Below are 26,747 nucleotides of genomic sequence, written 5' to 3' on the forward strand. Positions count from 1 at the left end.
AAGTTCAGGTGCGGATGGCGGGATCCGCGTCGATGAGCGCGGCGACCTCGATCCAGCCGGTCGGCATCGCGATCTCGTTGTGGGTGTAGGGCAGTCGCCGGACAACCAGCTGGGCGCCCGCGGCCCGCCAGCCGGTGAGCTGGGCGTGCACGCGCTCGGGTTCGAGGCCGTTGTCCGCGCAGTACAGCGCCATCGGGCCGCTGTAGGAGGGGGACTCCGACTCGGTGACCATGCGCAGCAGTTCGGTCGCGGCGTGGGTTACCACGGCTGCCAATTCGGCTGGGTACTCGTCGATTTCGGGGACGAGGGCGGCCATTCCGGAGGGATCCGCCAGGGTCGCGGCGGCCCGCTCGGTCAGGTTCGACAACGGGTGCGAGTCGAGCAGACCCACATAGGCGACCTGCTCACCCTCGGCTTCGAGGATGGCGGCCATGGCGTGGGCGAGATTGCCGCCCAGCGAATAGCCGAGGAAGTGGTACGGACCGTGCGGTTGGATGCGACGGACGGCGGCCAGGTAGTACCGCGCCAGGTCGTCGAGGGTGCGGGTCCGCGTGGTCGGCTCGGTGAGGTGGGGCATCTGCAGGCCGATGATGGGCCGTTCGGCCCGCAGCAGCCTCGCCAGGGGAGCGTATTTCCACGCGGTGCCGCCGATTTGGTGGACGCAGAACAGCGGCGGGACCGAGCCCTCGGCGCGCAGTTCCAGGACCGGGTCGAGGCGGCGGCCCAGGCCGGCGAGGCCGTCCTTCGGGGGGGTGGTGAGGTCGGCCGCGCCCATGCGGGCTGCGAGCTTGCGGGGGGTCGAGGCGGTGAAGACGTCGTCGAGGACCACGGGTAGGTCCGCGCGGGTGAGTCGGCCGACCAGCCGCACGGCGAGCAGTGAGTGGCCGCCCTTGTCGAAGAAGTCGTCGTCTGTGTCGATGTCGGGGACCGAGAGAACAGCTGCCATTGCCGCGCGAATGGTGTCGACATTCTCGTCGTGCGTTCTGTCGACGAGCTGGGCCGAGCGGCGGATCGGCTTATCGCCGGTAACAGCGTCGAGAGGTGTGTCGGTAGCCGTGGCCTCGGCGGGCACGGGGGCGGGTTCGTGGGTGTCGCCTTCCGGGGTGCGTGACTCCGGCGCTGGGAGCGCCCGGCGATCGATCTTCTCCGTCGCCGTGCGAGGGATGTGATCCAGTACGACGACGGCGGCGGGAATCATGTAGGCGGGGAGCTTGATTCGGAGCTGGTCGCGAACCGCATCTGTGTCGAGCGTGATTCCGGACTTCGCCATGAGATAGGCGACCAGGCGCTGATCGCCCGGTGTGTCCTCGCGCAGCTGCACCACCGCATGGGCCACGCCGGGGCACGTGAGCAGGGCCGATTCGATGTCACCCAGTTCGATGCGTTGGCCGCGCAACTTCACCTGGCTGTCGGTGCGGCCGATGTAGTCGAGTTCGCCGTCAGGGTTCAGCTTCACCAGATCACCTGTGCGGTACATCCTTTCGCCGCTGCCGAACGGGTCGGTGACGAAGGCTGCGGCGGTGAGGTCGGGGCGGGCCAGATAGCCGCGCGCCAACCGCACTCCGGTCATGTAGAGCTCACCGACGGTGCCCTTGGGGACCGGTTTTAGGTGGTCATCGAGGACCCGGATGGCGTCGGCAGGTGCGCCGACCGGGACCGAGGTGGTATCGGCGTCGACGGTCCGGTGGAAGGTGAAGCCGATCGCCGCCTCGGTGGGGCCGTAGAAGTTGTACACAGCGGTCCCGGTGAGTGCGCGCATCCGTTGGGCGGTCGCCGGCGGCAGCACCTCGCCGCCGGTGAGCACGCAGCGCAGGTCCGCGCAGCCCGAGAGGTCGGCCTCCTCGGCGAGCACGGTGAGCATGGAGGTCGTCATCCACATCGCCGTGACCCGCTCCGCGCTCATGAGTTGTGCCTGGTAGTAGGGGTCGCGGTGGCCGCCGGGGCGGGTCAGCACGATCCGGGCGCCGACGTGCAGCGGCAGGAACATCTCCATGAGCGAGGCGTCGAAGATCGGCGGGGTGCGGTAGAGCATGGTGTCGCCCGGACCGAACCGGACCTCACGCTGCAGCCATTCGAAAGTGGAGATGATCGCGGCGTGCGACAGGCTCACCCCCTTGGGCACTCCCGTGGAGCCGGAGGTGAACAGGAGGCAGGCGGTATTCGCCGGGCGCAGCGGTGCGAGGCGGTCCGCATCGGTGAGCGGAGTAACGGCGAATTCTTTCTGCGCGGGGTCGTCCGATTGCTCGTCCACCATCGCGCGAATGTCATCGAGCGAGCTCAGAACCATTGCAGGAGAGGCAGTATCGATAATCTTCTCGACGCGTTCTGCGGGCTGTTCCGGGTCTATCGGGAGGTAGACACCGCCGGCGCGGCAGATCGCATGCGCCGTGACGACGGAATCGATGGTGCGCGGCATGGCCACGGCAACCACGGTCTCGGGCCCGACACCACGCGAGATGAGCCACCGGGCAAGGCGATTCACCCTGGCATCGAATTCACCGAAGTCGATCGTGACGCCGTCCGCCGTCACCGCCGGGGCTGCCGGATCGACAGCGATGCCCCACTGGGCCAGGGTGGTACCGCTCGGAGCCGCCACGATCGGGCGACTGAGCGAGGCCCCATTGTTGAGCGGAGCAGCAGATCGGGCGGCAGTGTCGACGCGGGCTGTCGCTGGAGTGCCGTCGACGGCTGTTGCGGTGGGCCGCGCTGTGACGACTGGCTCGGCGAAGACTTCTGGTGGCGATGCGATGGGTGGTGCCGGTGCGGCCGGGGGCGTGGCGGTTGGAGTGAGGGGCTTGATGAACTGGGTCGCGGGGGTGTCGGGGGCGGTCGTGATCGCCGTCAGCGTGGTGGTGATTCGGTCGGCGATCCGGGCGAGGGTGGTGTCGGGGATGACGCTGCGGTCGTACCAGATCACCAGCGTCAGGTGGTCGCCCGGCGGGGCGATCAGGGTGAGTGGGTAGTGGGTGTTGCCGTGGTTGTGGAATTCGCCGAGACGGAGGTGGTGGGAGTCCGGTTGTCCCGGGCCGGAGTTGGGGAAGTTCTCGAAGGCGACAAGGGTGTCGAAGAGGGTACCGAGGCCGGCAACCCGTTCGATCTCCGCCAAGCTCGCATGGTCGAAGTCCTGCATGGCGAACTGGTTTTCCTGCAGGTCGGCCCACTGGTCGAGTAGCGGACGGGCGTCCAAGGTGCAGCGGACGGGCACGGTGTTGGCGAACAGACCGACCATGCCTGCGACGCCGGGGAGTTCAGCCGGGCGGCCGGAGACCGTCGCGCCGAACACGACGTCGCTACGTCCTGTCAGAGCGGCTAGCACCAGCGCCCAAGTGCCCTGCACCAGGGTGTTCATCGTAAGACCGCCTCGGCGACCCAGTCCGGCCAGCGCGGTGGCGAGCGAGGTGGGTAGCGCAACCTGCCATTGCCGGAATTCACGCTCGCGGGAAGCCGCGACCGGACCACCTTCCTCGGCTGTTGCGGGCGACGAGTGCGGCGAAATCGGCTGGTGCTGGTTGTCGTGCTCGCGAGATGAGTTGGCCGCGTCGGTCGTCGAATCGCCGACCAACGTTGCTGTTTCGAGCCCGGCCAAGCGCTGCGCCCAGGCGGCGCGCGCGGCCTCGCGGTCGCGGGTGTCGAGCCAGGTCAGGTAGTCGCTGTACCGGGCGGCCGGGGGAAGTTCGTCACCGTGATAGGTGGCCAGTACCTCGCGCAGCACGATCGGGGTAGACCAGCCGTCGATCACCAGGTGGTGGGTATTGAGGACCAAGCGGTGGGTGTCGCCGGGCAGGCGAATCAGCATGGCGCGCAACATCGGTGACCGGTCGACCGCGAACCGGTGCCGGATTGCTTCGGCTTCGAGGTGGTCGGCGGCGGCGTGTGCGGTGCGCAGCGGCAGATCTGAGAGGTCGACCTCACGCCAGGGCATGCCGACCGAGCGCGGAACCGCCTGCACCGGCTGGTCGAGGTTCTCGTAGTGGAAGGCGGCGGCCATGGTGGGGTGTCTGCCGACAACGGTGGTGAAAGCCGCCGACAACCGTGGGCCGTCGAGTGGGCCGTGCAGGTCGACGCGGGCGCTCAGGGTGTAGACGTCGTCGGCACCGTCGCGAATCGCGTGGAACAGCAACCCTTCCTGCAAGGGGGAGAGGGGGAGCAGTTCGGCCAGTGGGCCGTGCGTGTCCTCCAGCGCGTCGATGGTGTCCTGGTCGACGATCACGCCGGGGCAGTCCGACGGTGTGAGTCCGCCGGGGTACAGCCTTGCGTGGGCGGCGAACGCCTCCAGCGCGAGTTCGAAATGCCGCTGGATTTCCGTGACCTGGTCGGCGCCGAGGATCCGGCTCGCGGCTGTCCACTCCACGGCCAGTCGCGGCGCACCGGCCTGCGCGGCTTCATGGACGAAGACATTGAGCGAAAGCACTTCGGTGAGTGCCTTCTCCGGTGGTTCCGTCACCGCGAACGCGTCGTGCTCCGGCAGGCTCCAGCCCGAAGTCCCACCACCGCCGAAGCGGCCGAGGTAGTTGAGCAACACCTCGGGTGCGCGTCGGTCGGCGAAACGCGGTGCCGTCTCGGGGTCGAGCCTGCGCAGCACGCCGTACCCCACGCCGTTTCCAGGAACAGCGCGCTTGGCCTCTTTCACCGCCCGCAGCAGGTGTCCGGCCGCCGCACCACCGGACAAGGCCTCGGTGAGTCCGGCGGGGTCATCGATGCCCGTCGCAGGCGTCCATACCAGGAACTCACTGGTGAACCAGCCGACGGTACCCGCGAAGTCGGTGTCGGGACGCAATGCTTCGCGCCCGTGACCCTCGACGGTGACCGGTCTGCCCGGCTCGAGCGCCTCGCCGCGCTCGTGCCGCCAAGAGTTGAGTGCGAGCATGAGTGCGGCGAGCAATACGTCGTCGGTCTTCGCTCGGTAGGCGGTCGGCAGTGTCGTGAGGAAGGCTTCGGTGATCGCCGGTGTAGCGAAAGTTCTTGTCTGCTCGGCGCTCTCGACAAGATCGACAGCGGGATCGAGCGCCCTTTCCCCGAGGGGTCCGACGCTCGCGTCGCCGAGCGCCCGCTCCCAGTGCGCCAGCTCCGCGCGGTACTCGCCCGCAACACCGGACTCGGCGAGCAGCGTGGCGTACCGCCGCCACGAACTTCCCTTTCCAGCCAGCCGCGCGGGGCGTTCTTCCCGCGCGGCGGAGCAGCCCTCATACAGCTCGGGCACCAGGATTCGCCACGAAACACCGTCTACCACCAGGTGATTGGCGACCAGCACCAACCGATCGGCGACGCCGGGCCCGCTACGTACCAGCGCGGCACGAATCTGGACACCCTCGGCAGGCGCCAATTCCCTTGCCAGCGCGAATGCCACCGACTCGGTGTGCGTCGGTGCACCGGCGCGCTCTGGTCCTGTTGTCGCGTCGGCAGTTTCATCGAGGCGGGTGATCGACGCAGTTTCCGTGTACGCCGTGACATCGGTGGTGCGTGGTGGAGCAACCTCGCGGACCAGGTCGGACGCGCACACCGTGCCCACTGCGGCGACCTCGAGCCGGGCTTCGGTGCCGGATCCGTCGAGGACGAGGCGGAGGGCGTCGTGGCGGTCGAGGAGGGTTTGCAGGCCGGTGGTGAGGTGGTCGACTGTCAGGTCCTCGTGGAGGGTTAGAGCTGTCCATTGGGCGTAGCCGGCGATGGTGCGGGAGTCCGCGTTCGCCTCGAGAAGGGCCGCAACCATGGGCGGGATCGGGACGGCACCGGTCGGTTCGTCCGGGGTCGGTGCGCCGGTGCGTACCTCGGCCATCTGGGCGGTTGCGGCGATGGTTGCCAGGTCGCGTTGGGCTAGGAGGGCTTTCGGTTGGACTTCCCAGCCGAGGGCGCGGAGGCGGCTGCTCACGCCGATCGCGGTGATGCTGTCGCCGCCGAGGCCGAAGAAATCGTCGGTCGCGTTGACCCGTGCCAGGCCGAGGACCTCGGCGACGATTCCGCACAGTGCCCGCTCCTGCTCGGTGCGGGGCAGTCGGCCGGTCGAGGTCAGCTGGGGTGCGGGGAGGGCTGCGCGGTCGAGTTTGCCGTTGACGGTGGTTGGCAGTGAATCGAGGATCACCAGGGCCGAGGGGACGAGGTGGTCGGGGACCAGGGTGGTCAGCAGCTGACGGAGCTGGTCGGCGTCGAGGGTGCGGCCGGTCTCGGGGACCAGGTAGCCGATCAGTCGGGTGCTGTCGCCGGACTTGCGGATAGTGGCGGCCGCTGCGGCTACCCCCGGTAGCGCGCCGAGCGATGCCTCGACTTCGCCCAGTTCCACGCGGTAACCGCGCACCTTGATCTGGGAATCTGCGCGCCCGAGGTAGTCGTACCCATGGCCAGGTAGCCAGCGTGCCCGGTCGCCGGTGCGGTACATGCGTTCCCCGGACGCGAATGGATCGGCGACGAACCGCTCCGCCGTCACCACCATGCGCCCTAGGTAACCGCGAGCCAATTGTGGCCCTGCCAAATACAACTCGCCGATCTCACCGTCGGGCACCGGCTGCAATGCACCGTCGAGCAGGTAGGCACGGGTACCCGCCAGCGGTCCGCCGACGTGCGGCACAGCACCGGTCACCGGCGCACTCAGCGCGTCGACGGTGGCCTCTGTCGGCCCGTACATGTTGCGGGCGAACACCTTCGACGCAACGATGGCCGACCACAACGCAGGTGGCGTCGCCTCACCACCGAGCAGCAGCAGTTCCGGACGGTGCGCGTTGCCGAGCAACCCGTTGTCGATCAGCGCGGTAGCCATCGAGGGAGTGGTGTCGACGACATCGATCCGATCGGCCCGCAACGTCGCTACCTGCGCGGACGCGTCCTTCTGAATATCTGTGTCGTACAGATGGACCCGGTGCCCGCACCACAGCCACAAGAGCTGATCCAGCGCCGCGTCGAAGGCGAAGGAATAGGTGTGCGCCACATGCAGCTGCCGCCCGCCCACTCGCGCGGCGGTCTCGGTGTAAACGGTGCTCCGATGGTGGTGCAACAGCTGAGCCATCGCGCCGCACGAAATCTGCACACCCTTCGGCTTGCCGGTGGAGCCCGAGGTGTACACGACATAGGCGAGATGCCCGGCTGAACGAGGCGCGGCGAGTTCAGCCGTCGACAGCGGCCCGCTCGGCAGGCTGGTGATGGCTGCTCGAACCCCGTTGTCCGACAACAGGAGTATTCCCGTTGCCACATGGCGGTTCACCACGTCGCCAGTCATGGACAGGGCGTCCGCCCGCGCTGCGGCCCTAGTCCTGGTGGGAGTCGAAGGCGGTACGCCTGGCTGCTGCGCTGCGGCAGTCGCGGCGGGAGGGGCGGACGGTGCTTGCCCCTGCGCTGCAAACACCGCGTCAGCTTCGCCGTCGTCTGTGAGGGGCGCAGCAGGCGAGTCGGTCGCCTGCTCGTCGGCGGTGCGCGGCGAGGCCGATGTCGCTTCCTCGCCGGAAGTCCGGTCCGGGGCACCGTCAGTCGTGAGCCGCTCCGCGAAGACCGCTTCCGCGACAATGTCATCCGTCAGGATCAAGGCCGGATCGGCGTCGTCGATGATGTCTGCCAGGCGCTGGGCGGGGTGGGTGATGTCGAGCATCAGGAAGGCCGCGCCCGCGTGTTGGACCGCCAGGAGGGCGATCACCAGGTCGACCGAGCGGGGGAGGGCGATGCCGACGATGTCCTCGGGGCCGACGCCTCGACCACACAGGTAGCGCGCGAGCTGGTGCACGCGGGCGCCGAGTTCCGCCGCGGTGAGCCGATGGGTGCCGTCGACGAGGACGATGTCGTCGGGCTGGGCCGCGACCATGCGGTCGAACACCTCGACGACGTCGTCGGGACGACCGGGCAGAGCCGCACCGGCGCGGTCGACGGCGATGCGTGCCGTGAGCGAAGCCGGGTACAGGGTGATCGCGCCGATCGGCTCGTCGGCATCGACCAGCTGAGTGATCAGCGTGACCAGCGCGTCCATCCGCCGCCGCACAGTGGCCGCGTCCAGTGACCGCGCGTCGACCTCGAAGCCGAGCTGCACGCGGTCCTCCGACAGCGGGGTGACGGTCAGACCGAGGTCTTCGGGCGGCCCACCGGCCACATTGCGCAGGGTGCCGGTGGCGCCGTCGAAATCGAGGGCGAAGTCGAAGGCCTTGAGGTTGACGCCGATGCCGTGCAGCAGGGCACCGGTCTGTGCCCCACCGAATTCACGGGCCAGATCCTCACCGCGAAAACGCTGGTGGGCACGTATCTCTCGCAGTGCGTCGGCCACCCGCTTGCCCAGCTCACCCAGGCGGTCCTGGCCGGACACCGAAACTCGCAGCGGCAAGACGTTGACCGCCATCGACGGAGTGGTGAGGGCGGTCTTGCCGACGCGCGCCATCACCGGCAGCGCGATGACCGCATCGGTCTCACCGAGCAACCGGTGCACGAACCCCGCGTAACCGGCGACGAGCACATCGGCCCACGTGATACCGGCTTCGGCGGCCGCTTTCTTGACGCGACCCATCAGGTCGGCATCGAGGACGGCGCGCACCTCGTGGGTCTGCTCGACCACGCCCTCGGGCGCCTGCCCGCGCCCGTCCAGCGGCGGCAGCGGCGTGAGCCTGTCGCGCCAGTACTCGCGGTCTTGCCGATGTGCCTGGCTCCCACGGTATTCCAGGTCCTCGGCCACGAGCGTCTCCACCGACCCCCAACGCAGGCGCGGCGCCTCGGTACCGCGACGCAGTGCGGTGTAGTGGGCCGCGACCCGGCGCGACACCATGGCCGCGCTGTAGCCGTCGATGATCAGGTGGTGATAGAGCTGGATGCACCACACGTCGTTGTCGGTGAGGCGCAGCAGTGTGTAGGTGTAGAGCTGCCGGTCGACCATGTCGCGGCAATAGGTCGCGGCGCGTTCGCGTTCGGCGGCGACGAGCCGGTGCGCCGCGGCGATCGGGTCGGCTTCGGCGCGCAGATCGACGAGTGGGCGCAGCTCCGGTTCCAGGTCGGTGATCCGCTGGCACGGGCCGTCGGGCGTCTCGCTGAAACGCAGCCGCATCGTGTCGGTTTCGGCGATGGTCCGGCGAATCGCGGTGTCCAGCAACGCGACATCCACTGGCCCCGTACCCGAGATCTCGAGTACCTCGCCGACCAGGTAACTGAGCGACTCGGGATCGAGCCGCTGCGCGTTCCAGATGCCCAATTGCGCTCCGGTGAGCGGTAATCCGGGATGTTCGGCGCTCACGTCGTCCCGTTCCACCGAGCCCACAGCAACTCCTTCGTCAAAGTTCTCCACCCACCCACGCGGCTGCCGGACTCGGGAAGAGTCCGGCAGCCGCGCGAGGGCGTGTCAGGTTTGTCTTGGTTCGAATGGCGGAGCGTCCGCCGACGGGTCAGGCGTCTGCTTCGACCTGTGCGGGATCGAGCTGACGCAACAGCTCCGAAGTCCCGACCACCGCCCCACAACGCCGCGCGACGTAGTTCAGTGCCATCACGTGCTCGTCGCGGCTGAAATCCGCCGTCGCGTCGTGCACGAGGAAGGGCCGCACATCACCCATGAATGCCTCGGCGGCACTGAGCATGCAGCCCATGTGCGTGTAGACGCCGGTCACCAGGAGCTGATCGCGCCGGTAGTAACCGAGCAGTTCACGCAGGTCGGTGCGCTGGAACGCGGAATAGCGCCACTTGGTCACCTGGATGTCCTGTGGTTCGGGCGCGAGGGCATTGATCACCTGCGTGTCGGCGCCCTCGGCCATCCCGCTGCCCCAGAAGTCGGCCAGAATGCCGCGTCGCGACGGGTGCTGATTGCCGGGCTGCATCGTGTAGATCACCGGGATGTCGAGCTCGTGGCAGCGGTCGCGCAACAGGGCGATATTGGCGATCAGGGTGCGGGCGGGATCGCGGTGCAGGTCGTAGGCGTCGAGGAAGTACTGCTGCATGTCGTGGATCAGCAGGGCGCAACGCCCTGGTTCGGCAGTCCAATCGACCTGGTCGGCGGTGAACTCGTCGACGCCCGGCATCGGATAGGGCGCGATCGGGGGGATAGGCATGACGGTCTTTCGTTCGAACGGAAGTCGGCTCAGCAAACGGTGACGGGCAGGTCCGCGATACCGAGCGGTGCGAGGATGCGCTGGAATTTGCCGGTGGTCTCGGCCAATTCGGCGGTCGGATCGGAGGCGGCGACGATCCCGCCGCCCGCGTGCGCGAGCAGCGTGGTGCCGTGCTCGGACAGCTCGGCACAGCGGATGCTCACCATCCATTCACCGTTGCCGTCGGCATCGCACCAACCGACGGCGCCCGCGTAGAAACCGCGTTCGCCCTCGAGTTCGGCGATGAGACGGGTCGCCGCGGCGGTGGGTGTGCCGCAGATCGCCGGGGTGGGGTGCAGCGCTACGGCAAGCTCGAGTGCCGACGGGCCCGCCAGCGGGACGGCGGCGGTGATCGGCGTACCGATGTGCCACATCGCCGGGGTGGACATGAGTTCCGGTGCGGGAGTGTGCACTTGGGCGCAGCGATCACGCAGCACGGCCGACACCTGATCGGTGACGAAGCGGTGTTCGGCCAGGTCTTTGGTCGAGGCGAGCAGCGTCTCGGCGGCCACCCGGTCGGCATCGCCGTCGTCGAGTACCCGGCGGGCCGAGCCGGCCAGCGGATAGCTCACGACGCGGTTCCCGTCGCGGCGCACCAGGATCTCGGGACTGGAGCCGATGAGATGGCGGCCGGGGTATCGGCCACCCGCTGCGGACAGGTCGACCAGGAAACCGTTCGACATCGGATCCGAAGCCACCATCAGGTCGAGGATGTCCAGCGCGCGAACGGGAGTCGCCGAGCGAGCCCGAATCGCCCGTGCCAGCACGACCTTTCGCACGGGGTGGGCGGTGTCGGCCAGCAGTTCGACAGCGGTGGCGACGCGCCTGCGGTGCTCGTCCGGTGCGGGCAGCGCCGCGTCGAAGGCGAACTGCGGCAGTGACCGCGAATCGGTCATCGACTCGCGCTCGAGCATCCGGGGTTCGTAGGGCGCGTCGGTGATCGTCACCGACTCCGGTGCCCACAACGCTGTCGGTGCGCCGGGCCGGAAGGGGAGTGCGCCGACGATGTGGCTGATCCGGCCACTGCGCAGCGCGGTGATCGCGTCGTGTGCCGAGCGGAAAACCGTCCCGGCGCTCGCGGACACGGTCCGCTGCGGACGGGACAGCACAAAAGCGGGGTCTGAACTGGCGGTACTGATGGGGATCATCCTCTCGGTCACATGTCGAGCGTCGCGCCACCGTCGACCCGCAGGTCGTGCATGGTGATGTGGCGGGCGTCTTCGGACGCCAGAAAGTGGACTGCGCCCGCGATGTCGGCGGGAGTGGCGATGCGCCGCAACGGGATCCCCAGCCGGTAGGCGGCGGGATCACCGTCGAGCAGCGCGGTCTCGGCGGCGTCGTCCAGCGGTGTGCCGCCGAACATGTCGCGCAACATGGCTGTGTCGGTGGAGCCGGGGGAGACCAGGTTGACCCGCACGCCCAGCGGCGCGACCTGCAGGGCAAGCGACCTGGTGAACGCGGTCGCGGCGGCCTTGGCGGCGCCGTACGCGGCCATACCGACTCTCGGTGTGGCCGCCGCGTTGGAGGTGACCACGACGATGGATCCGCATCCGACGGCGGCCATGTCGGCGGCCGCGCGCTGGGTGACCAGCATGGTTCCGGTGGCGTTGACGGTCAGGCACCGTGCCCAGTCGTCCGCATCCAGGTCGAGGGCTGTCCCGCCCACCATCAGCCCGGCGGCGTGCGCCAGCACCTCGACGCGGCCGTGTTCGGAAGTCAGGCGATCGAACGCCGCGCGCACCGCATCGGCATCGGTGATGTCGATGGTGACGCCGTGCACGGCCGCCGTGCGTGCGGTAGCGAGGGCCGCGGCAGTGTCGTGCACCGCGGGATCGAGGTCCCACAACGAGACAACCCGATCCTCGGCAGCGAACCGCGCGGCGATCGCGGCGCCGATGCCCCCGGCCGCGCCGGTCACGACGACGACCCGACCGCGAGAATCACCATTAAACATGAGGTTAGCCTAACCTGACTGACAGTTATTTGGTTAGCTTCCCTCATAACTTTTGGCCGAAACACCGAACCGCCTGCTCGAAAGAGGTGCTCGACTTGACCGAACCCGCCCTCGCCGGCTTCACCCCCTGGCCCGCCGACCTGGCCGACCGCTATCGCGCCCAGAACCTCTGGACCGGAGAGACTTTCGGCGAAGTCCTCGCCGCACGGGCTGCCGCCGCACCGGACCGGATCGCGGTCCTCGACACTGCCAACAGCTGGTCTTACGCCGAACTTCATCACCGCGCGCGTTCGCTCGCCGCCGGTCTGGCCCGCCTCGGCATCACGCCGGGCGATCGCGTGCTGGTGCAACTGCCCAACCGGGCCGAATTCGTCGAGGTGATCTTCGCGCTCTTCGAGCTGGGTGCCCTGCCGGTGTTCTGCCTGCCCGCGCACCGTGCCGCCGAGCTGGTGCCGATCGCCGAGGCCGCCGCCGCGACAGCCGTCATCACCTGCCGAACCCATCAGCGCTTCGACTACGCGGCGCTCGCGGCGACGGTGCGGGAGAACGTGCCGAGCCTGCGGCACGTGCTGCTCGTCCTCGACGAGGGTCAGGAACTGCCCGAGGGCGCGCGTGATATCGCCGAATTCCGGGACGAGCCGGTGGAACTGCCGGGTCCCTCGGCCGGTGACGTGGCGTTTCTGCAGCTCTCGGGCGGCAGCACCGGTATCCCCAAGCTCATCGCCCGCACCCACGACGACTACCTCTACAGCGTGCGCCGCAGCGCCGAGATCTGTGAACTCGACAGCGACACTGTCTATCTCGCGACGCTGCCCGTTGCCCACAACTTCCCGATGAGCTCGCCGGGCATACTCGGCGCGCTGTGGGCAGGCGGCGCGGTGGCCATGACCCCCGATCCCACACCGGCGACGGCCTTCCCGCTGATCGAGCGGTTCGGCGTCACCATCACCGGTCTGGTCCCGCCCGTGGCGCGACTGTGGACCGAGCGTGCCGAAGCCGGTGACACGCCCGATCTTTCGAGCCTGCGGATTCTTCAGGTGGGTGGCGCCCGCTGCCAGGACGAGCTGGCGCGCCGGATCGGCCCCGCGCTCGGCGTCACTTTGCAGCAGGTGTTCGGGATGGCCGAGGGCCTGGTCTGCTACACCCGGCTCGACGACCCGATCGACGTGGTGGTGAGCACCCAGGGCAGGCCGATGTCGGAGTTCGACCAGATCGCGGTCGTCGACGACAACGGTGTCGAGGTGGTACCGGGCGAACAGGGCAACCTGATCACCCAGGGCCCGTATACGATTCGCGGCTACTACGACAATCCCGAGGCCGATGCCCGCAGCTTCACCGCCGACGGCTGGTACCGCACGGGCGACATCGTGTCGATCCGCCCCGACGGCAACCTCGTCGTCGCCGGTCGCGCGGGCGACTGGGTCAACCGTGGCGGCGAGAAGGTCTCGGCCGAGGAACTCGAGGCGCATCTGCTCGAGCACCCGGGCATCCGCGACGCCGTCATCGTGGGAACGCCCGACCCTGTGTTGGGACAACGTATCTGCGCCTTCGTGCAGCCCGCCGATCCGGAGCAGCGGCCGACACTGACCGCCGTGCGCAAGTTCGTGCGGGAGCGCGGCGTCGCGGCATGGAAGATGCCCGACGCGGTGGTCGTGATCGAAGAGTTCCCCGAGACCGGCGTCGGCAAGACCAGCCGCAAGGAGCTGCGGCAACTGCTCACCGAGGGTGTACACGGGAACTGATCTCGCCCGGTGCCGGACGGCCGCCGCCGGCGGGTGGAGCGCGCGCAAACTCCCGCCGGGCGTGATGCGCGGCAGCTGAACCACCTCGGACGCCGACCAGGCGCGCCGAGAGTGAGTTGTTTCCCCGGAGGCGGCGCAGGGCAGCCGGAGGCGGCGGCGCCAGGGGAGCCGGGGCGGCGCAAGGGTTGCGCCGCCCCGGTGCTCACGCCAGCAGTTCGATCCACGACCCGAGGACGGGTTCGCCCGCGAGCGTGGGAAAGTCGATATCCGCATGACCAGCCGACCGCCATTTCTCCACCAGCGACATGATGCGCACCGAATCGAGTCCGGCGTCGAGCAGATCGGTCTCGGCGCTCAGTTCGGTCGCCTCGACTCCCAGTACGGTGGCCACATCGGCGATCACCTGTTCGTCGGTCATGGTCATTCCTCTCGATCGAAGTCGGCGACGCCGCGCTTCCAGTAGCCGGCGATGAGCGAGTCCTTGGGGCCGATGCCCAGGTCGTCGCGGATGATCTTGCGGACACCACGCAGGCACCCGGCCTCGCCGGCCACCCACGCGAAAACCCGGTGTCCGGCAGCGACTTTCACCTCGCGGACGGCCTGCTCGAGGATGTCGCTCGTGCCGGGTGCCGCGTCACCCCGGTGCAGCCACCGCACGGTCACACCCGCGGGCGGGTCGAGGGGGATCTCCTCGGCGGGTCCGGCGACCTCGATGAAGGCCCAGCCGGTGGTGTCGCGCGGCATGCGCTCGAGCCAGCGGGCGATGGCGGGCAGCGCCGTGATGTCACCGGCGAGCAGGTAGTCGTCGTAGGTTTCCGGGATGACGACACCACCGGGCGGACCGGCGATGTGGACCTTGGTGCCCGGGGCCACCGAGGCGGCCCAGTCCGAGGCGAGACCGCCGGGGTGGATGACGAAATCGATGTCGAGTTCGCCGTCCTCGACGCTGTGGCGGCGCACCGTGTACTCCCGCGAGATCGGCCGCGGATTGCCCCACTCGAGCATCGTGCCGTCGAGTTTCGGCAACCGGAGCACACCGTCCTCGCCCGGGAAGATCAGGCGCACATGCTCGTCCGGCACATAGCTGTGGAACTTCGCGATGTCCGGACCGCCGAAGGTGATCCGCAGCAGCGCCGCGCCGACGGGCACGACCCGCACCACCTCCACTTCCTGCAGGCCGATCGGGTACGGCACCTTGGCGTAGTGGTCCCCGGCGAGCACCTCGGCGATGTTCGCCGCATAGTCACTGCGATCCTTCACCGTTTTCCTTTCTGTGCAGTGGCCCGGCGACGAGCGCCATCAGGCCGGTGAGTACCAGGACGGCGACGCCGTAGAGCACGAGCGCGCGTCCTGGTTCGAAGGTCTGGCCGACGAAACCGGCCACCATGGAGCCGACGGCGGTGCCTGCGACGGACTGCACCATCAGCAGGCCCGACATCCGTCCGCGCATGTGGTCGGGTGCGGCCTGCTGCAGCATCGTGTAGCGCAGCACCATGTTCACGGCTCTGGCCAGGCCGAATCCGGCAAAACCGAGGAATACCAGCGCTGCGTGCGACCACAGTCCGGCCGCGATCACGCCGATCGGCATCAGCCCGAGCGAGATGAGCAACGCCCGACCGGTGTGCGCGCGCCCCATCCAGCCGCTGGTCAACGTGCCGAGCACCGCACCTGCGCCGGGTGCCGCGTAGAGCAGGCCGAGCGTGCCCGGTCCCGCGTCGAGTTCCACATCGGCGAAGGCGGGCAGCAGCACCAGCGGGCCGCTGACGAGCATCCCGATCAGCCCGGTGAGCAGAATGAGCCGGATGGACTCGTGCCGCACCGCGAACGCGATACCGGCCACCAGCTCACGCACCGGATTCTCCAGGTCGCGTTGCGGTGGTGGCGACGGGCCGATCGCGGTGATCAGCCCGACCGTGGCGGTGGTCGCGAGGGCACAGAGGAAATAGGCCGTGGCCACACCGGTTTTCGCGACGAGCAGACCGGCGAACGCGGGGGTGATCATCGTGCCGAGGTCGGTGGTGAGCGAGACGAGAGCGCCTGCGGCCGCGACCTTTTCACGTCCGACCAGCACCGGGACCATGGCCATCAGCGCCGAACCGCTCACCCCGCCCGCGAGACCGTCGACGACGGCCGCGAGATAGATGGCGGACAGGAACGGCTCGGGCAGAACGGCATTCACGCCGAGGATGAGGAAGCCGATACCGGCCGCGCTGCGCGCCCACTGGATCACCGTCCGCCGGTCGTACCGGTCGGCGACCACACCGCCCGCGAGACTGCCCGCGAACAGCGCGACCGCGGTGGTGGTGGCGACACCGGCCACCTGCACACTCGATCCGGTCAGCTGATAGATCTGCAACGGCAGGGCGACCATGAGCAACCCGATGCCGAGCACCGACACCAGCCGCGCCGCGAACGCGCACCGGAAGGGGCGCGACGCCCGCAGCGGGCTGAGGTCGATGAGCAGTCCCGACGTCACCGGAAACGTTCCACGAGCAGATCGAGTGTCGCCATGACGGTGCGGTAGTCCGGACGCGAGCTGGTCGCGGGCAGTTCGAAGACCTTGCCCGCCTGGAACGACGGCAGCGAAGCGTAGAGCGGATCGGCGCGCAACTCCTCGAGCGAACGGCCGCCGCTGAGCGGGATGGTGAACAGCACCGGCGCATCGATCACCGTGTTGAGCAGCTCCGGGCTGAAGCTGATGAAGTCGGCGCTCTGCTCCTTGGCGGGGTTACCGGCCTTGGCCTCCACCTGCGTGTCCAGCGTGAAACCGACCTCGGCGAGCAACGCGGGCAGCGCGGCGGTCGGCACGAAGACGGTCGGCTTCTGGCTCTTGATCGACTGGAACACCGTCGTCGCGCCGACGGGCGGCTTGATCTTGCTCTTGGCCTCCGACAGCTTGGCCTGGTAGTTCGCGATCAAGGTGTCGACATTGGCCGGCTTGTCCACGGTCTCGGCGATGAACCGCAGCTGATCCTGCCAGTTGGTCGTCTCGGTCGGCATCAGCACGGTCGGGGCGATGGCGCTGAGCTGGTCGTAGGCGTTCACCGACTGCTGGCCGGGGTAGCCCTGGCCACCGCCGATGATCAGATCGGGACGCTGGGCGGCGATGAACTCGAGGTTGATGTTGTCACCGGACGGAACAGCTTGTGTTCCCTGGGCTTCGGCATCCTCGGCCCAGCCGGTGGGGAACTCGCCCGGCTTGGTCGGCACACCGAGCAGACGCGGGTCGGCCGCGACGACGGGCGCCTCGAGGTCGTAGAGGTAACCCGCCAGGTTGCCGTTGAGCACGACGATGCGCTGCGGATCGGCGGGCACCTTGACGGGGCCCTTCGCGGACGGCACCTCGCGCGGGCCGGAATCGGTGGAGTTCGGCGACGAGTCACCGCACCCGGCGAGCACCGCGACCAGCGCGAGAACCGGGACGACGAGGGCGGCGCGAAGCCGGCCCGAGGAACGGTTGGTGAACATGGACGGGGTTTTCCTCATTTCTTCAGTGCACCGGTGCGGCGTTCTCGGCCAGCGGAATCACCAGCGGCGCCCCGGTTTCCGGGTCGTCGACGATGCGGCAGCGCAACGAGAACACCTCGTGGACCAGGTCCGCGGTGACGATGTCGGCGGGGGTGCCGGTGGCGACGATCCGCCCGTCGCGCATGGCGATCAGGTGGTCGGCGTAACGGAAGGCGTGATTGAGGTCGTGCAGTACGGCGACGACCGTGCGTTCCGATTCGCGGTTGAGTGCGCGGCACAGATCGAGCAGCTGGATCTGGTAGGCGATGTCGAGAAAGGTGGTCGGCTCGTCGAGCAGGATGATGGGCGTCTGCTGGGCGAGCACCATCGAGATCCAGACCCGCTGCCGTTGACCGCCGGACAGTTCGTCGACCGGGCGGGCCGACAGCTCGGTGACACCGGTGGCCGCCATCGCCGCCGCCACCGCCTCCTCGTCGGCCTTCGACCACTGCCGCAGCAGCGTCTGGTGCGGGTAGCGCCCGCGTGCGACGAGGTCGGCCACCCGGATGCCGTCGGGTGCGGTCGAGGTCTGGGGGAGCAGGCCGATCTGGCGAGCCAGTTCCTTGGCCGGATAGTCGGTCACCGGCTTGCCGTCGAGCAGCACCTTGCCGGATTCCGGGGCGAGCAGGCGGGCGAGCGCGCGCAGCAGCGTGGACTTGCCGCAGGCGTTCGGGCCGATGATCACGGTGAACTTGCCGTCCGGGATGTCCACGGACAGTTGGTCGCTGATCGTTCGGCCTTTGTACCCGAGGCGGACCTGGTCGGCGCGCAACCGCGCGGCGTGAATGTCGTTCATGTCGCTTCCTATTTCCGTCGCGCTTCGGCGACGAGCAGATACGCCAGGTACAGGCCGCCGATCGAACCGGTGACGATGCCGACCGGAATGGTGGTCGGGGCGAAGGCGTGCTGGGCGATCCAGTCGCAGGTGACCAGCAGCGTCGCGCCCATCACCGCCGCCGGGACCAGCGCGATCGACGGGGTGCGGGTGAGTTTGCGCGCCAGATGCGGCGCCGCCAGGGCGACGAAGGCGATCGGTCCGGCCACAGCCGTTGCCAGGGAGGTGAATCCGACGCTGAGCGCGATCAGCCAACCGGTGGCCTTGCCCGCGTCGAGCCCGAGGGCGCGGGCGGTGTCGTCACCGAGTTCGAGGATCTGCAGGCGCGGCGCGGCCGGGATCAGGGCCACCGCCAGCACGGCGAGCACGATCATGGTCGGCGCGACCTGCGGCCACGACAACCCGTTGAGCGAACCCGCACCCCAGGCCGCCGCCGACATCGCCGCGTCGAGATCCGCCCGCATGATCAACCAGGTGTTGACCGAGGCGAGCATCGCACTCACACCGATACCGACGATGATCAGGCGGAACCCGGTCACATTGTGCCGGAAGGCGAGCAGGTGGATGACCAGCGCCGCACCGAGGCCACCGACCATCGCGCCCGCCGCCGTCTGGAAACTCCCGCCGCCGAGCGTCAGGATCACCAGGAGCGCGCCGGTATAGGCGCCGGTGCTGAACCCGATGATGTCGGGGCTGCCCAGGGGATTGCGGGTGACCGACTGCAGGATCGCGCCACTCACACCGAGCGCCGCACCGAGGGCGAGCGCCAGCAGGATGCGCGGCAGCCGCCAATCGAAAACCACCAGCCGATCGAAGCGTTCGTCACCGATGAACAGGGCGCGCAGCACACGCTGCGCCGGGATCTCGAAATCGCCGCTACCCAGGGCGAATACAGCGGTCGCCAGGGCAATGGCCAGCAGGATCGCGCACACCACGAGCGTGCGCACACCGATCCTCGCTGTGAGACCCGCGCGCCCGGGGCGCACCACCAGCATGGTGCGACCGAAATCGATCTTCGTGCTCATGCCGCAGCTCCCACTCGCGAGCGGCGTGCCAGCCAGATCAGCATGGGTGCGCCGAGGAATGCCGTGACCAGCCCGGCAGGGACTTCGTCGGGGCGAATGATGATGCGGCCCAGCACATCCGCGGTGAGAACGAGCAGCGGTGCCAGCACCAGCGAGTACGCGAAGACCCAGCGCTGATCGGGACCGACCAGCCAGCGGGCGATGTGCGGAACCGCGAGACCGACGAAGGCGATCGGACCGACCGCGGCCGTCGCGGTACCGCACAACAGCACCAAAGCCAGCGCGGTGAGCAGCCGTGTGCGGTTGACGTGCACGCCGAGCGACCGGGCCAGATCATCACCGAGCGCAACGGCATTGAGCGACCGCGCGCAGACCGCGGCGATCAGCAGCCCGACCACGATGAACGGCGCGGCACCGGCGATGATGTCGAAGCCACGCCCCGTGAGCGAACCGGCGTCCCAGCGCCGCATCTCGTCGAAAGCCTTGGGATCGAGCAGGATCAGGCCGCGCGTGAGACCGCCGAGGACGGCGGTGGCGGCCACTCCGGCCAGGGTGAGCCGGATCGGATCGGTACCGGTGTGCCCCGCGGTGCCGAGCCGGTACACGACCACCGACACCAGCGCGGCGCCGGCGAAGCCGAACCAGACGTAGGACGTGATCTCCTCCACACCGAGCACCCCGACCGCGACCGTGATCGCGAACGCGGCACCGGCATTCACGCCGAGCAGTCCCGGGTCGGCCAGCGGGTTACGGGTGAGTCCCTGCATCAGGCAGCCCGCGACGCCGAGCGCCAGCCCGGCGAGCAGCCCGAGAACTGTTCGCGGCAGCCGGTATTCGGTGACGGTGACGTGGTCGGGCGTGGTCGCGGCACTGGTCAGCGCCTGCCAGACCTCGCCGACCGGAATCGATTTCGTGCCGACCAGCAGGCTCAGCAGACAGGCCGCGGTCAGCAGCGCCACCGTCAGCAACCAGCCGAACCAGCGCGGACTTCTCATCAGGGATCTCTCTCATATGGAACCGTGTCACGAGGAGGGTAGCTCATGTTTAGGTGAGCCTAGGCTTATTCAAAGTTAGCTAGGGCAAGGTCTTGATAGGTGAGCCTAACCTGTCTACAGTCCGAGCTGTTCAAGATCGGTGCGAATCGGTCACAACAGTTGATGAGGACATCCACGATGCGAAAAATGCTTGCGGCCACTGCGCTGGCCACGGCCGCGCTGGCCGTTGTCGGCGGAACGGCGAGTGCGGACACCTTCGTTCCGCTGCCCGACGGCGAGAAGGCCGGCCCCGGTGTGTTGATCAAGCGGGTGGCGGAAAGCGCCCTGATCTCGCCGTCCATGGCGGCCAACGGCGCAGGCCGCGTGGCGTGGGTGAGCGGAACCGTGCTGGCCGAGGTGGCCGAGACCCCGAAGGGTGAGCCCCGCCCGTTCGTCGGCGGCAACGGCGCGCCCGGCACCAACAACTCCTCCACGCACGGTTCTTCGCGCGTGAGCACCGGCTACATCGTCGGCTGCCAGGTGAGCATCGCCGACGACGCGATCTCGGCGGGTGTCTCGGGCGGCATCAACACCAGCGGCTTCAACGCCGGTGGCTCGATCGGCGTGAAACTCGGTCCCGGCGAGGTGAAGTGGGTCGGCATCGAGGGCTTCGACATCGTCGAGAAGGGCAACTACCACGTCAGCTACAAGGACGTGGAGCTGCAGATCCAGGGCTGCGCCGGGTACGCCCAGGCGCGCGCCTACACCGTCGTGGAGATCATCGGCGACAACTACTCCAAGACCTCCCTCTACGGTGCCCCGTTCAGCATCGGCTGACTTCTCGACGGATAGGAACAACTCCATGAGCATCTTCACGAAGGCGACCACCCGGCTCGCCGGTGCCGCAGCGGCGGCGACCGTCGCGCTCGGCCTGTTCTCCACCGGTGCCGCCCATGCCGACACCTTCATCCCGCTGCCCGGCGGCGAGATCACCCAGACCCTCCCCGACGGCACCCCGGTGACCATCCGCCTGGTCGGCGAGTCGGTGAACATCAGCCCCTCCATGGGCGCGACTCCCTTGCATCGCAACGTGTGGGCGTCCGGTCGGGCCGAGGTGCAGGTGCACGGCGAGCACAAGGGCGTCAAGATCTCGCCCGGATACGTCGTCGGTTGCCAGGTCGATATCTCCGGCGGCAACGCCAATGCCGGTGCCAACGGCGCGGTGACCCACGAGGGCAAGGGCAGCGGCGGCGTGACCTCCGGCGGCAACCTGACCCTCGGCCCCGGCCAGGCGACCACCTTCTGGCTGCTCCAGGTCGAGGGCCCGGATGCCTACGGCGAGGAGAGCTACGTCCCCGCGATCAAGTTCTTCGGTCCGGAGGGCTCGGTCACCTGGGCCGATTCGACCCTGGGTCTGTCGGGCTGCGCTGGTTACGCCCAGGCGCGTGCCTTCGTTTCCGTCGAGGTGACCACCCAGTTCGGTCGTTCCGAGCTGCGCCTGTGGGGCCAGCCGTTCAGCCTCGGCTGATGCCCTGGGCCCCGCGGGGAGTTGCACGCTCCCGGCGGGGCCCCGGCTCATTTCTGCTCGTCGGCACGCTCGTTCGGTGCCGGAACATGGCGAAGCAGCACGACGACCAGTCCGGCCGCGATCGCGGTGAGTCCGATGCCGACGATCGAGTTCACTTGCAGCGCATGGGTATACGCCTGTCGCGCCGTCGTGGTGAGCTCGGCGCCGAGGGATTCGGGCAGCATCGAGGCGACGTGCAGGGCTCCCGCCAGGGTGTCCTCGGCGGTGTGCGCGAGCTCGGTGGGCAGGCCACTCGGTAGTTCACCGGCCATCTGCCCGCGATAGACCGCGGTGCCGATGCTGCCGATCACCGCGACCCCGAGCGCGGTCGACAGTTCCTGCCCCGTCTCCGAGATCGCGGAAGCGGCACCGGCACGCGCCGGGTCGACCGCACCGACGATCAGGTCGAGGCCGAGCACGAACATCGGGCTCAGGCCGAGCGCGAACACCACCATGCCGGTGACGATCAAGCCGAGATCGTCACCACCCGCGAGCTGGGTGAAGGTCGCGTAGCCGAACATCGCGATCACCAGGCCGCCCGTCATCAGATACGCGGGACGAATCCGAGGCGCGAGGGCACTCACCGCACCCGCCGCGAGCACCATGGCTACCGCCTGCGGCACCGTCCACAGTCCGGCCTCGAACGCCGAAAGTCCCAGCACCAGTTGCAGATACTGCGCGAGCAGCAGGAACAGGCCGCCCATCGCGAGCATGGCGACCATCAGCGCCGCGAGCGAACCGCTGAACCGGACATTGCCGAACAGTCGCAGATCGATCAGCGGGTCGGTGAGTCGTTGCTGGCGCAGCACGAACACGGTGCCCAGGACCAGCGCGCCGACCAGAACGGCCACGGGTTCCACGGCCAGCCCGTCCTTGGCCAGCTCCTTGATGCCGTAGATGACACCCATCACCGACACCAGCGACAGCACGGCGCTGAGAATGTCGAGCTTGCCGGGGTTCGGATCCTTGTACTCGGGCAGCAGGAACGGTCCGCTGCCGAGCAGCAGCACCATGGCGGGTACCGCGACCAGGAACACCGAACCCCACCAGAAGTTCTCCAGCATGGCCCCGCCGACCAGCGGTCCGACCACCATGCCGACCATGAAACTGGTCATCCACACGCTGATCGCGGCGGTCCGCTGGCGGTCGTCGTGGAACATATTGCGGATCAAGGCCAGTGTCGATGGCATCAGCGTGGCACCCGCGATACCGAGCAGCGCGCGCGTGCCGATGAGCATGTTCGCGCTGGTCGAATAGGCCGCGATCACCGAGGCGGCGCCGAAGGCCAGCGCGCCGATCATCAACAGCCTGCGCCTGCCGATCCGGTCGCCGAGGGTGCCCATCGTGATGAGGAAGCCCGCGACGAGGAACCCGTAGATGTCCAGGATCCACAACAGCTGTGAACTGCTCGGCTGCAACGCCTCGCTGATGTGCGGGATGGCCAGGTAGAGCACGCTCATGTCCATCGAGATGAGCAGGGTGGGCAGGGCGAGGACCGCCAACCCGATCCACTCCTTGACCCCTGCGGTCGGAGTGGGTTCGTCGACCGGCCGGGGGCTCTGGGTGGAAGTCACCTGGCCGACGTTAGCGACGGATCGAGAACATGTGCCAGCGATTTTCCGGGCCCGGTGACGCAGCGCACAGCCGGGAAGTCGTTGGACATTCCGGGCCCGCGACCACGATCATTGGCGCGGTGTCCACACCTATCGACCAGCTCCGGGAACCGTCGCGGGAGACGGGCGAGCCGTTTCCGTGGTCGGCGGCCATCGATTCGACCTATTCCACCCGCGACGCCATCGACGCGCTCGCGCTCGCCCCGTTCCTGCGCGGCGAGCAGCCCTTCGCCCGGCAGGCGCACCTCGACCGGGTCCATCCCGACGCGCCGTTGCGGCCCGAGGGGTCGACGATCCTGCGCTCGGTCTTCGACGACGACAGCAGTGCGATGCTGGCCGCCGGGGCCGGCTGGTCGCTGCGGGCGGTGCGCTGGGCGGGCGGCTCGGCAACGGTCGAGGTGACCGCCGCCAGCGATGAGCTCGCCGTCGAGGTGCTCGCGCGCGCCACCGAGGGCGCGGCCCAGGCTCGCGACACCGCGTCTACGGTGGAAATGGGCTTCTGGCACATGGATGTGCGGCGGCCCGCGCGCAGGCGCCGCCAGATCGTCGCGCCCGCGTGGCCGGAGATCCGCGACAACTACACCGCGCCGGTATCGGCGGCGTTCGACCGGCTGATGAGCCTGGGCAGCGACGACATCCGCGGCAGGCTCGTGCTGCTGCACGGCGAGCCGGGCACCGGGAAGACCACCGCCCTGCGGGCGCTCGCGCGGGCGTGGGCGCCGTGGTGCCAGGTCGACTGCGTGGTCGACCCGGAGGAACTGTTCAGCAATCCCGGCTATCTGATGGAGGTGGCCGCGGGTGCCGACGGTGACGACGAGGACGGCCGCTGGCGCTTGCTGGTGCTCGAGGACTGCGACGAGCTGATTCGCGGCGAAGCCAAAGAAGCGGCGGGACAGAAACTTTCGCGGCTGCTGAACCTCACCGACGGCATGCTCGGTTCGGGACGCAAGGTGCTCTTCGCGATCACGACCAACGAGGACCTGTCCCGCTTGCACCCGGCGGTGGTGCGGCCCGGGCGGTGTCTCGCGCAGCTCGAGGTGGGCAGGCTCTCGCCCGAGGAGGCGACGCGGTGGCTCGTCCGGCAGGACCATGCCGCCGCCGCCTTCCCCGACGGCGCCACGCTCGCGGAACTGGTGGCCCATCGTGACGGTGGAATTCAGATCCGCTCGACGGCCGAGCGAACGACCGAGGTCGGTATGTACCTGTAGGACTCGCGCTCAGCGATGGACGACGGAGGCGGCCGCCGCGCAGGCGAGGGTGAGGACGAGGGGAACGATCAGCGCCGCGGTGAGCGGGATGATCGCGGTGAGCCAGCCGATCACCGCCGGCCCCGCGAGCAAGCCGAGGTAGCCGATGGTGAAGACCCGCGACATCTCGGTGGCCGCCTTCGGCCCGCCCAGATTTCCGGCCGCCGTGAAGATCTGAGGTACGCCACCCGCGAGCCCGAGACCGCACATCGCCCAGCCGACCAGCGACATCGGCAGCCAGGGTGAGACGATCACGACCGCGAAACCGGCAGCGCACAACAGGCTTCCGTAGCGCAGCAGCGCCACCGGCCCGATCGCCCCGCTCACCCGGTCGGCCAGGAAACGGCCGATCGTCATGGTCGCGGAGAACGCGCCGAAAGCCAACGCCGCGTCGCCCTCGGACACGTCGAGGTGTTCGCGGACCTGCAGTGCGCTCCAATCGGCGGCCACGCCTTCGGCCAGCAGCAGTACGAATGCGATCAGCCCGAGCCACAACACTTTCCGGTTCCGGTGCGATTGCCGCTCTGCGTCGTTCAGGCTCGAGTCCTCGTCTCGCGCCCGCTGCTGCCGGGCTTCCGGGCTGATGCCCGATCCGGGAGTGCCGGTGAGATTCTCGGACGATGTCGGTCGGAGGTCTTCGTCGGGAAGTGCGTCGTAGTGCTCGGGGTGGGAAGCGGGCTCGCGGTGGTGGGAGACGAGATGGGGGACAAGGGCCGCGGTGGTGACCAAGCCGAGAAGGCTCGCGGCGGTGAGCGTTACCTCGGGGGCGATGCCTGCTCGCTGGGTGGCGGCGCCGATGAGGGAGCCGACGAAACCGCCCGCCGAGAACATGGCGTGGAAGGCCGACATGATCGGACGGCCGTACGCACGTTCGACCAGCACCGCCTGCGCGTTCATCGACACATCGAGCGCACCGTTGCCGAAACCGAAGCAGGCCAACGCGATCGCCAGGGTCACCGGCCCGGCCGCCAGGCCCGGCCCGACGATCGTCACCGAGATCGCCGACGCGGCCAGTGCCACCAGCGTCCGGCTGCCGAGCCGGTCGGCGGCGGGGCCGGCCAGCCGCATCCCGATCAGCGCCGTCCCGGCGAGCAACAACACGAACATCCCGAGCGTCGAGGCCGACACCTCGGTCCGGTCGGTGATCGCCGGAATATGCACCACCCACATCGCGAGCAGCACCCCGTTCAGCGTGAAAGCGCCGAACACCGCCCCTCTGGCCGACCGCAGCCGACGATCAATCGCTGGCGTCACCCCATCGACGCTACCGGCCACCTGCCGGACCCTCCCCGAATTCAAGATCACCACGCTCTGGTTGCGGCGTTTCGCGGAAGGGCCGCGCCACCAGAGCGTGGTGATCAGTCGTCCAGGATTTACCGCGGGGTCCAGACTCCGGTGGCGGCGGCCTCCTTGGCGTATTCGGTGAAGTCGCGGGGTGCGCGGCCGAGGGCGCGCTGGACTCCGTCGGCGGTGGCGGAGTTACGGCCGTCGAGGATGGTGCCGAACAGGTAGTCGAGCAGCGCGACCTCGGGGTCGGGGAGGCCGAGTTCACCGAGGGCGGTGACGAATTCGGGCCGGGTGAGCGGGACGAAGGCGATCTCACGGCCGGTCGCCTCGGCAACCTCGGCGACACCTTCGGCGAAGGTGAGCGCCCGGGGCCCGGTGAGTTCATAGACCTCGCCCGCGTGGCGAGCGTCGGTGAGGGCGGCGACGGCCACCTCGGCGATGTCGTCGGCGTGCACGAACGGCTCGGGTACATCGCCGTTGGGCAGTGCGACCACGCCGGCGAGGACATCGCCGACGAAGGCGCTCTCACTGAAGTTCTGGGCGAAGAAACTGCAGCGCACCACGGTCCAGGCGAGCCCGGACTCACGAACGGCCGCTTCGCATTCCAGGGCTTCGGGTTCGCCGCGGCCGGACAGCAACACCACCGAGCCGACGCCTGCCGCGCGGGCGGCGGCGGTGAACGCGCGAATGGTGTCCGGTGCGCCGGGGACGGCGAGGTCGGGCTGGAAGGCGAGGTAGATCGCGGTGACCCCGGCCAGGGCGGGGCCCCAGGTGTCGCGGTCGGTCCAGTCGAAGGGGATCGCGGCGGTGCGCGAACCGCGTCGCACCGGGTGGCCCGCCGCGTCCAGGAGGGCGGCGACGCGGCTGCCGGTCTTGCCGTTGGCGCCGGTGACGAGGAAAAGAGGCTGGTTAGCAGCGGTTTTTGTCATGAGATAAGTACACCGTCCACAGCTGTGCGTCACCAT

General features: G+C 68.9%; 18 protein-coding genes. 4 read left to right on the plus strand and 14 right to left on the minus strand.

Annotated elements, in window-relative coordinates:
* Window positions 1-4: 4 nt before the first annotated feature.
* The 4 genes from NCO8_RS19450 to NCO8_RS19465 form a co-directional block, all read right to left on the minus strand.
* A complete protein-coding gene (locus NCO8_RS19450; protein WP_067641460.1) occupies window positions 5-9,211 on the minus strand; it encodes a non-ribosomal peptide synthetase in 9,207 nt (3,068 codons plus the stop codon).
* Between the two features lie 124 nt (window positions 9,212-9,335).
* Entirely contained in the window at window positions 9,336-9,992 is a 657-nt protein-coding gene (locus NCO8_RS19455) for an isochorismatase family protein (RefSeq protein WP_067490608.1), read from the minus strand.
* A gap of 29 nt (window positions 9,993-10,021) precedes the next feature.
* Entirely contained in the window at window positions 10,022-11,191 is a 1,170-nt protein-coding gene (locus tag NCO8_RS19460; RefSeq protein WP_245655425.1) for an isochorismate synthase, read from the minus strand.
* Window positions 11,188-11,985 (minus strand): SDR family oxidoreductase, encoded by a 798-nt coding sequence (locus NCO8_RS19465; protein ID WP_067641462.1) that lies wholly within the window; start codon window positions 11,983-11,985, stop codon window positions 11,188-11,190. Before NCO8_RS19465 ends, NCO8_RS19460 begins: the two co-directional genes overlap by 4 nt.
* An 86-nt stretch (window positions 11,986-12,071) precedes the next feature.
* On the opposite strand from NCO8_RS19465, the gene NCO8_RS19470 reads away from it, so the two are divergent.
* Entirely contained in the window at window positions 12,072-13,727 is a 1,656-nt protein-coding gene (locus NCO8_RS19470) for a (2,3-dihydroxybenzoyl)adenylate synthase (RefSeq protein ID WP_084457296.1), read from the plus strand.
* A gap of 202 nt (window positions 13,728-13,929) precedes the next feature.
* Here the strand turns inward: NCO8_RS19470 and NCO8_RS19475 are convergent, their stop codons facing one another.
* The 7 genes from NCO8_RS19475 to NCO8_RS19505 are packed head-to-tail and all read right to left on the minus strand — an operon-like array spanning window position 13,930 to window position 20,089.
* The gene (locus NCO8_RS19475; protein WP_067641464.1) at window positions 13,930-14,145 is read right to left on the minus strand and encodes a phosphopantetheine-binding protein; all 216 of its coding nucleotides are present in this window, start codon (window positions 14,143-14,145) and stop codon (window positions 13,930-13,932) included.
* A 2-nt stretch (window positions 14,146-14,147) separates the two neighbouring features.
* The gene (locus NCO8_RS19480; protein ID WP_067641466.1) at window positions 14,148-14,987 is read right to left on the minus strand and encodes a siderophore-interacting protein; all 840 of its coding nucleotides are present in this window, start codon (window positions 14,985-14,987) and stop codon (window positions 14,148-14,150) included.
* Entirely contained in the window at window positions 14,971-16,203 is a 1,233-nt protein-coding gene (gene entS / locus NCO8_RS19485; protein WP_067641468.1) for an enterobactin transporter EntS, read from the minus strand. The genes NCO8_RS19480 and entS overlap by 17 nt, the downstream gene beginning before the upstream one ends.
* Entirely contained in the window at window positions 16,200-17,195 is a 996-nt protein-coding gene (locus tag NCO8_RS19490) for an ABC transporter substrate-binding protein (protein ID WP_084457297.1), read from the minus strand. The genes entS and NCO8_RS19490 overlap by 4 nt, the downstream gene beginning before the upstream one ends.
* 22 nt (window positions 17,196-17,217) lie before the next feature.
* Complete coding sequence (locus NCO8_RS19495) at window positions 17,218-18,030, minus strand: ABC transporter ATP-binding protein (RefSeq protein WP_067641471.1); 813 nt, start codon at window positions 18,028-18,030, stop codon at window positions 17,218-17,220.
* 8 nt (window positions 18,031-18,038) lie between these two features.
* Window positions 18,039-19,094: a FecCD family ABC transporter permease gene (locus tag NCO8_RS19500; protein ID WP_067641473.1), complete on the minus strand. Its 1,056-nt coding sequence runs from the start codon at window positions 19,092-19,094 to the stop codon at window positions 18,039-18,041.
* A complete protein-coding gene (locus NCO8_RS19505) occupies window positions 19,091-20,089 on the minus strand; it encodes a FecCD family ABC transporter permease (RefSeq protein WP_067641475.1) in 999 nt (332 codons plus the stop codon). Before NCO8_RS19505 ends, NCO8_RS19500 begins: the two co-directional genes overlap by 4 nt.
* Before the next feature lie 186 nt (window positions 20,090-20,275).
* On the opposite strand from NCO8_RS19505, the gene NCO8_RS19510 reads away from it, so the two are divergent.
* Entirely contained in the window at window positions 20,276-20,905 is a 630-nt protein-coding gene (locus NCO8_RS19510; protein WP_245655426.1) for an MspA family porin, read from the plus strand.
* 25 nt (window positions 20,906-20,930) lie between these two features.
* Entirely contained in the window at window positions 20,931-21,596 is a 666-nt protein-coding gene (locus NCO8_RS19515) for an MspA family porin (protein ID WP_067641479.1), read from the plus strand.
* A gap of 47 nt (window positions 21,597-21,643) precedes the next feature.
* Here NCO8_RS19515 and NCO8_RS19520 read toward each other — a convergent pair whose 3' ends face one another.
* Complete coding sequence (locus NCO8_RS19520) at window positions 21,644-23,209, minus strand: MFS transporter (RefSeq protein WP_067641481.1); 1,566 nt, start codon at window positions 23,207-23,209, stop codon at window positions 21,644-21,646.
* A gap of 119 nt (window positions 23,210-23,328) precedes the next feature.
* Here NCO8_RS19520 and NCO8_RS19525 point away from each other — a divergent pair, with 119 nt between their 5' ends.
* Window positions 23,329-24,456: a DUF5925 domain-containing protein gene (locus tag NCO8_RS19525; protein ID WP_245655427.1), complete on the plus strand. Its 1,128-nt coding sequence runs from the start codon at window positions 23,329-23,331 to the stop codon at window positions 24,454-24,456.
* 9 nt (window positions 24,457-24,465) lie between these two features.
* On the opposite strand, the gene NCO8_RS19530 is transcribed toward NCO8_RS19525, so the two are convergent.
* Window positions 24,466-25,749, minus strand: a complete 1,284-nt coding sequence (locus tag NCO8_RS19530) for an MFS transporter (protein WP_245655428.1) — start codon at window positions 25,747-25,749, stop codon at window positions 24,466-24,468.
* A 119-nt stretch (window positions 25,750-25,868) separates the two neighbouring features.
* Window positions 25,869-26,711 carry an NAD(P)H-binding protein gene (locus tag NCO8_RS19535; RefSeq protein ID WP_067641483.1) on the minus strand — a complete coding sequence of 281 codons (843 nt, stop codon included), beginning with the start codon at window positions 26,709-26,711 and terminating at the stop codon, window positions 25,869-25,871.
* Window positions 26,712-26,747 lie beyond the last annotated feature (36 nt).

This window comes from Nocardia coubleae NBRC 108252, from assembly GCF_001612805.1.
Lineage (GTDB): Bacteria > Actinomycetota > Actinomycetes > Mycobacteriales > Mycobacteriaceae > Nocardia > Nocardia coubleae.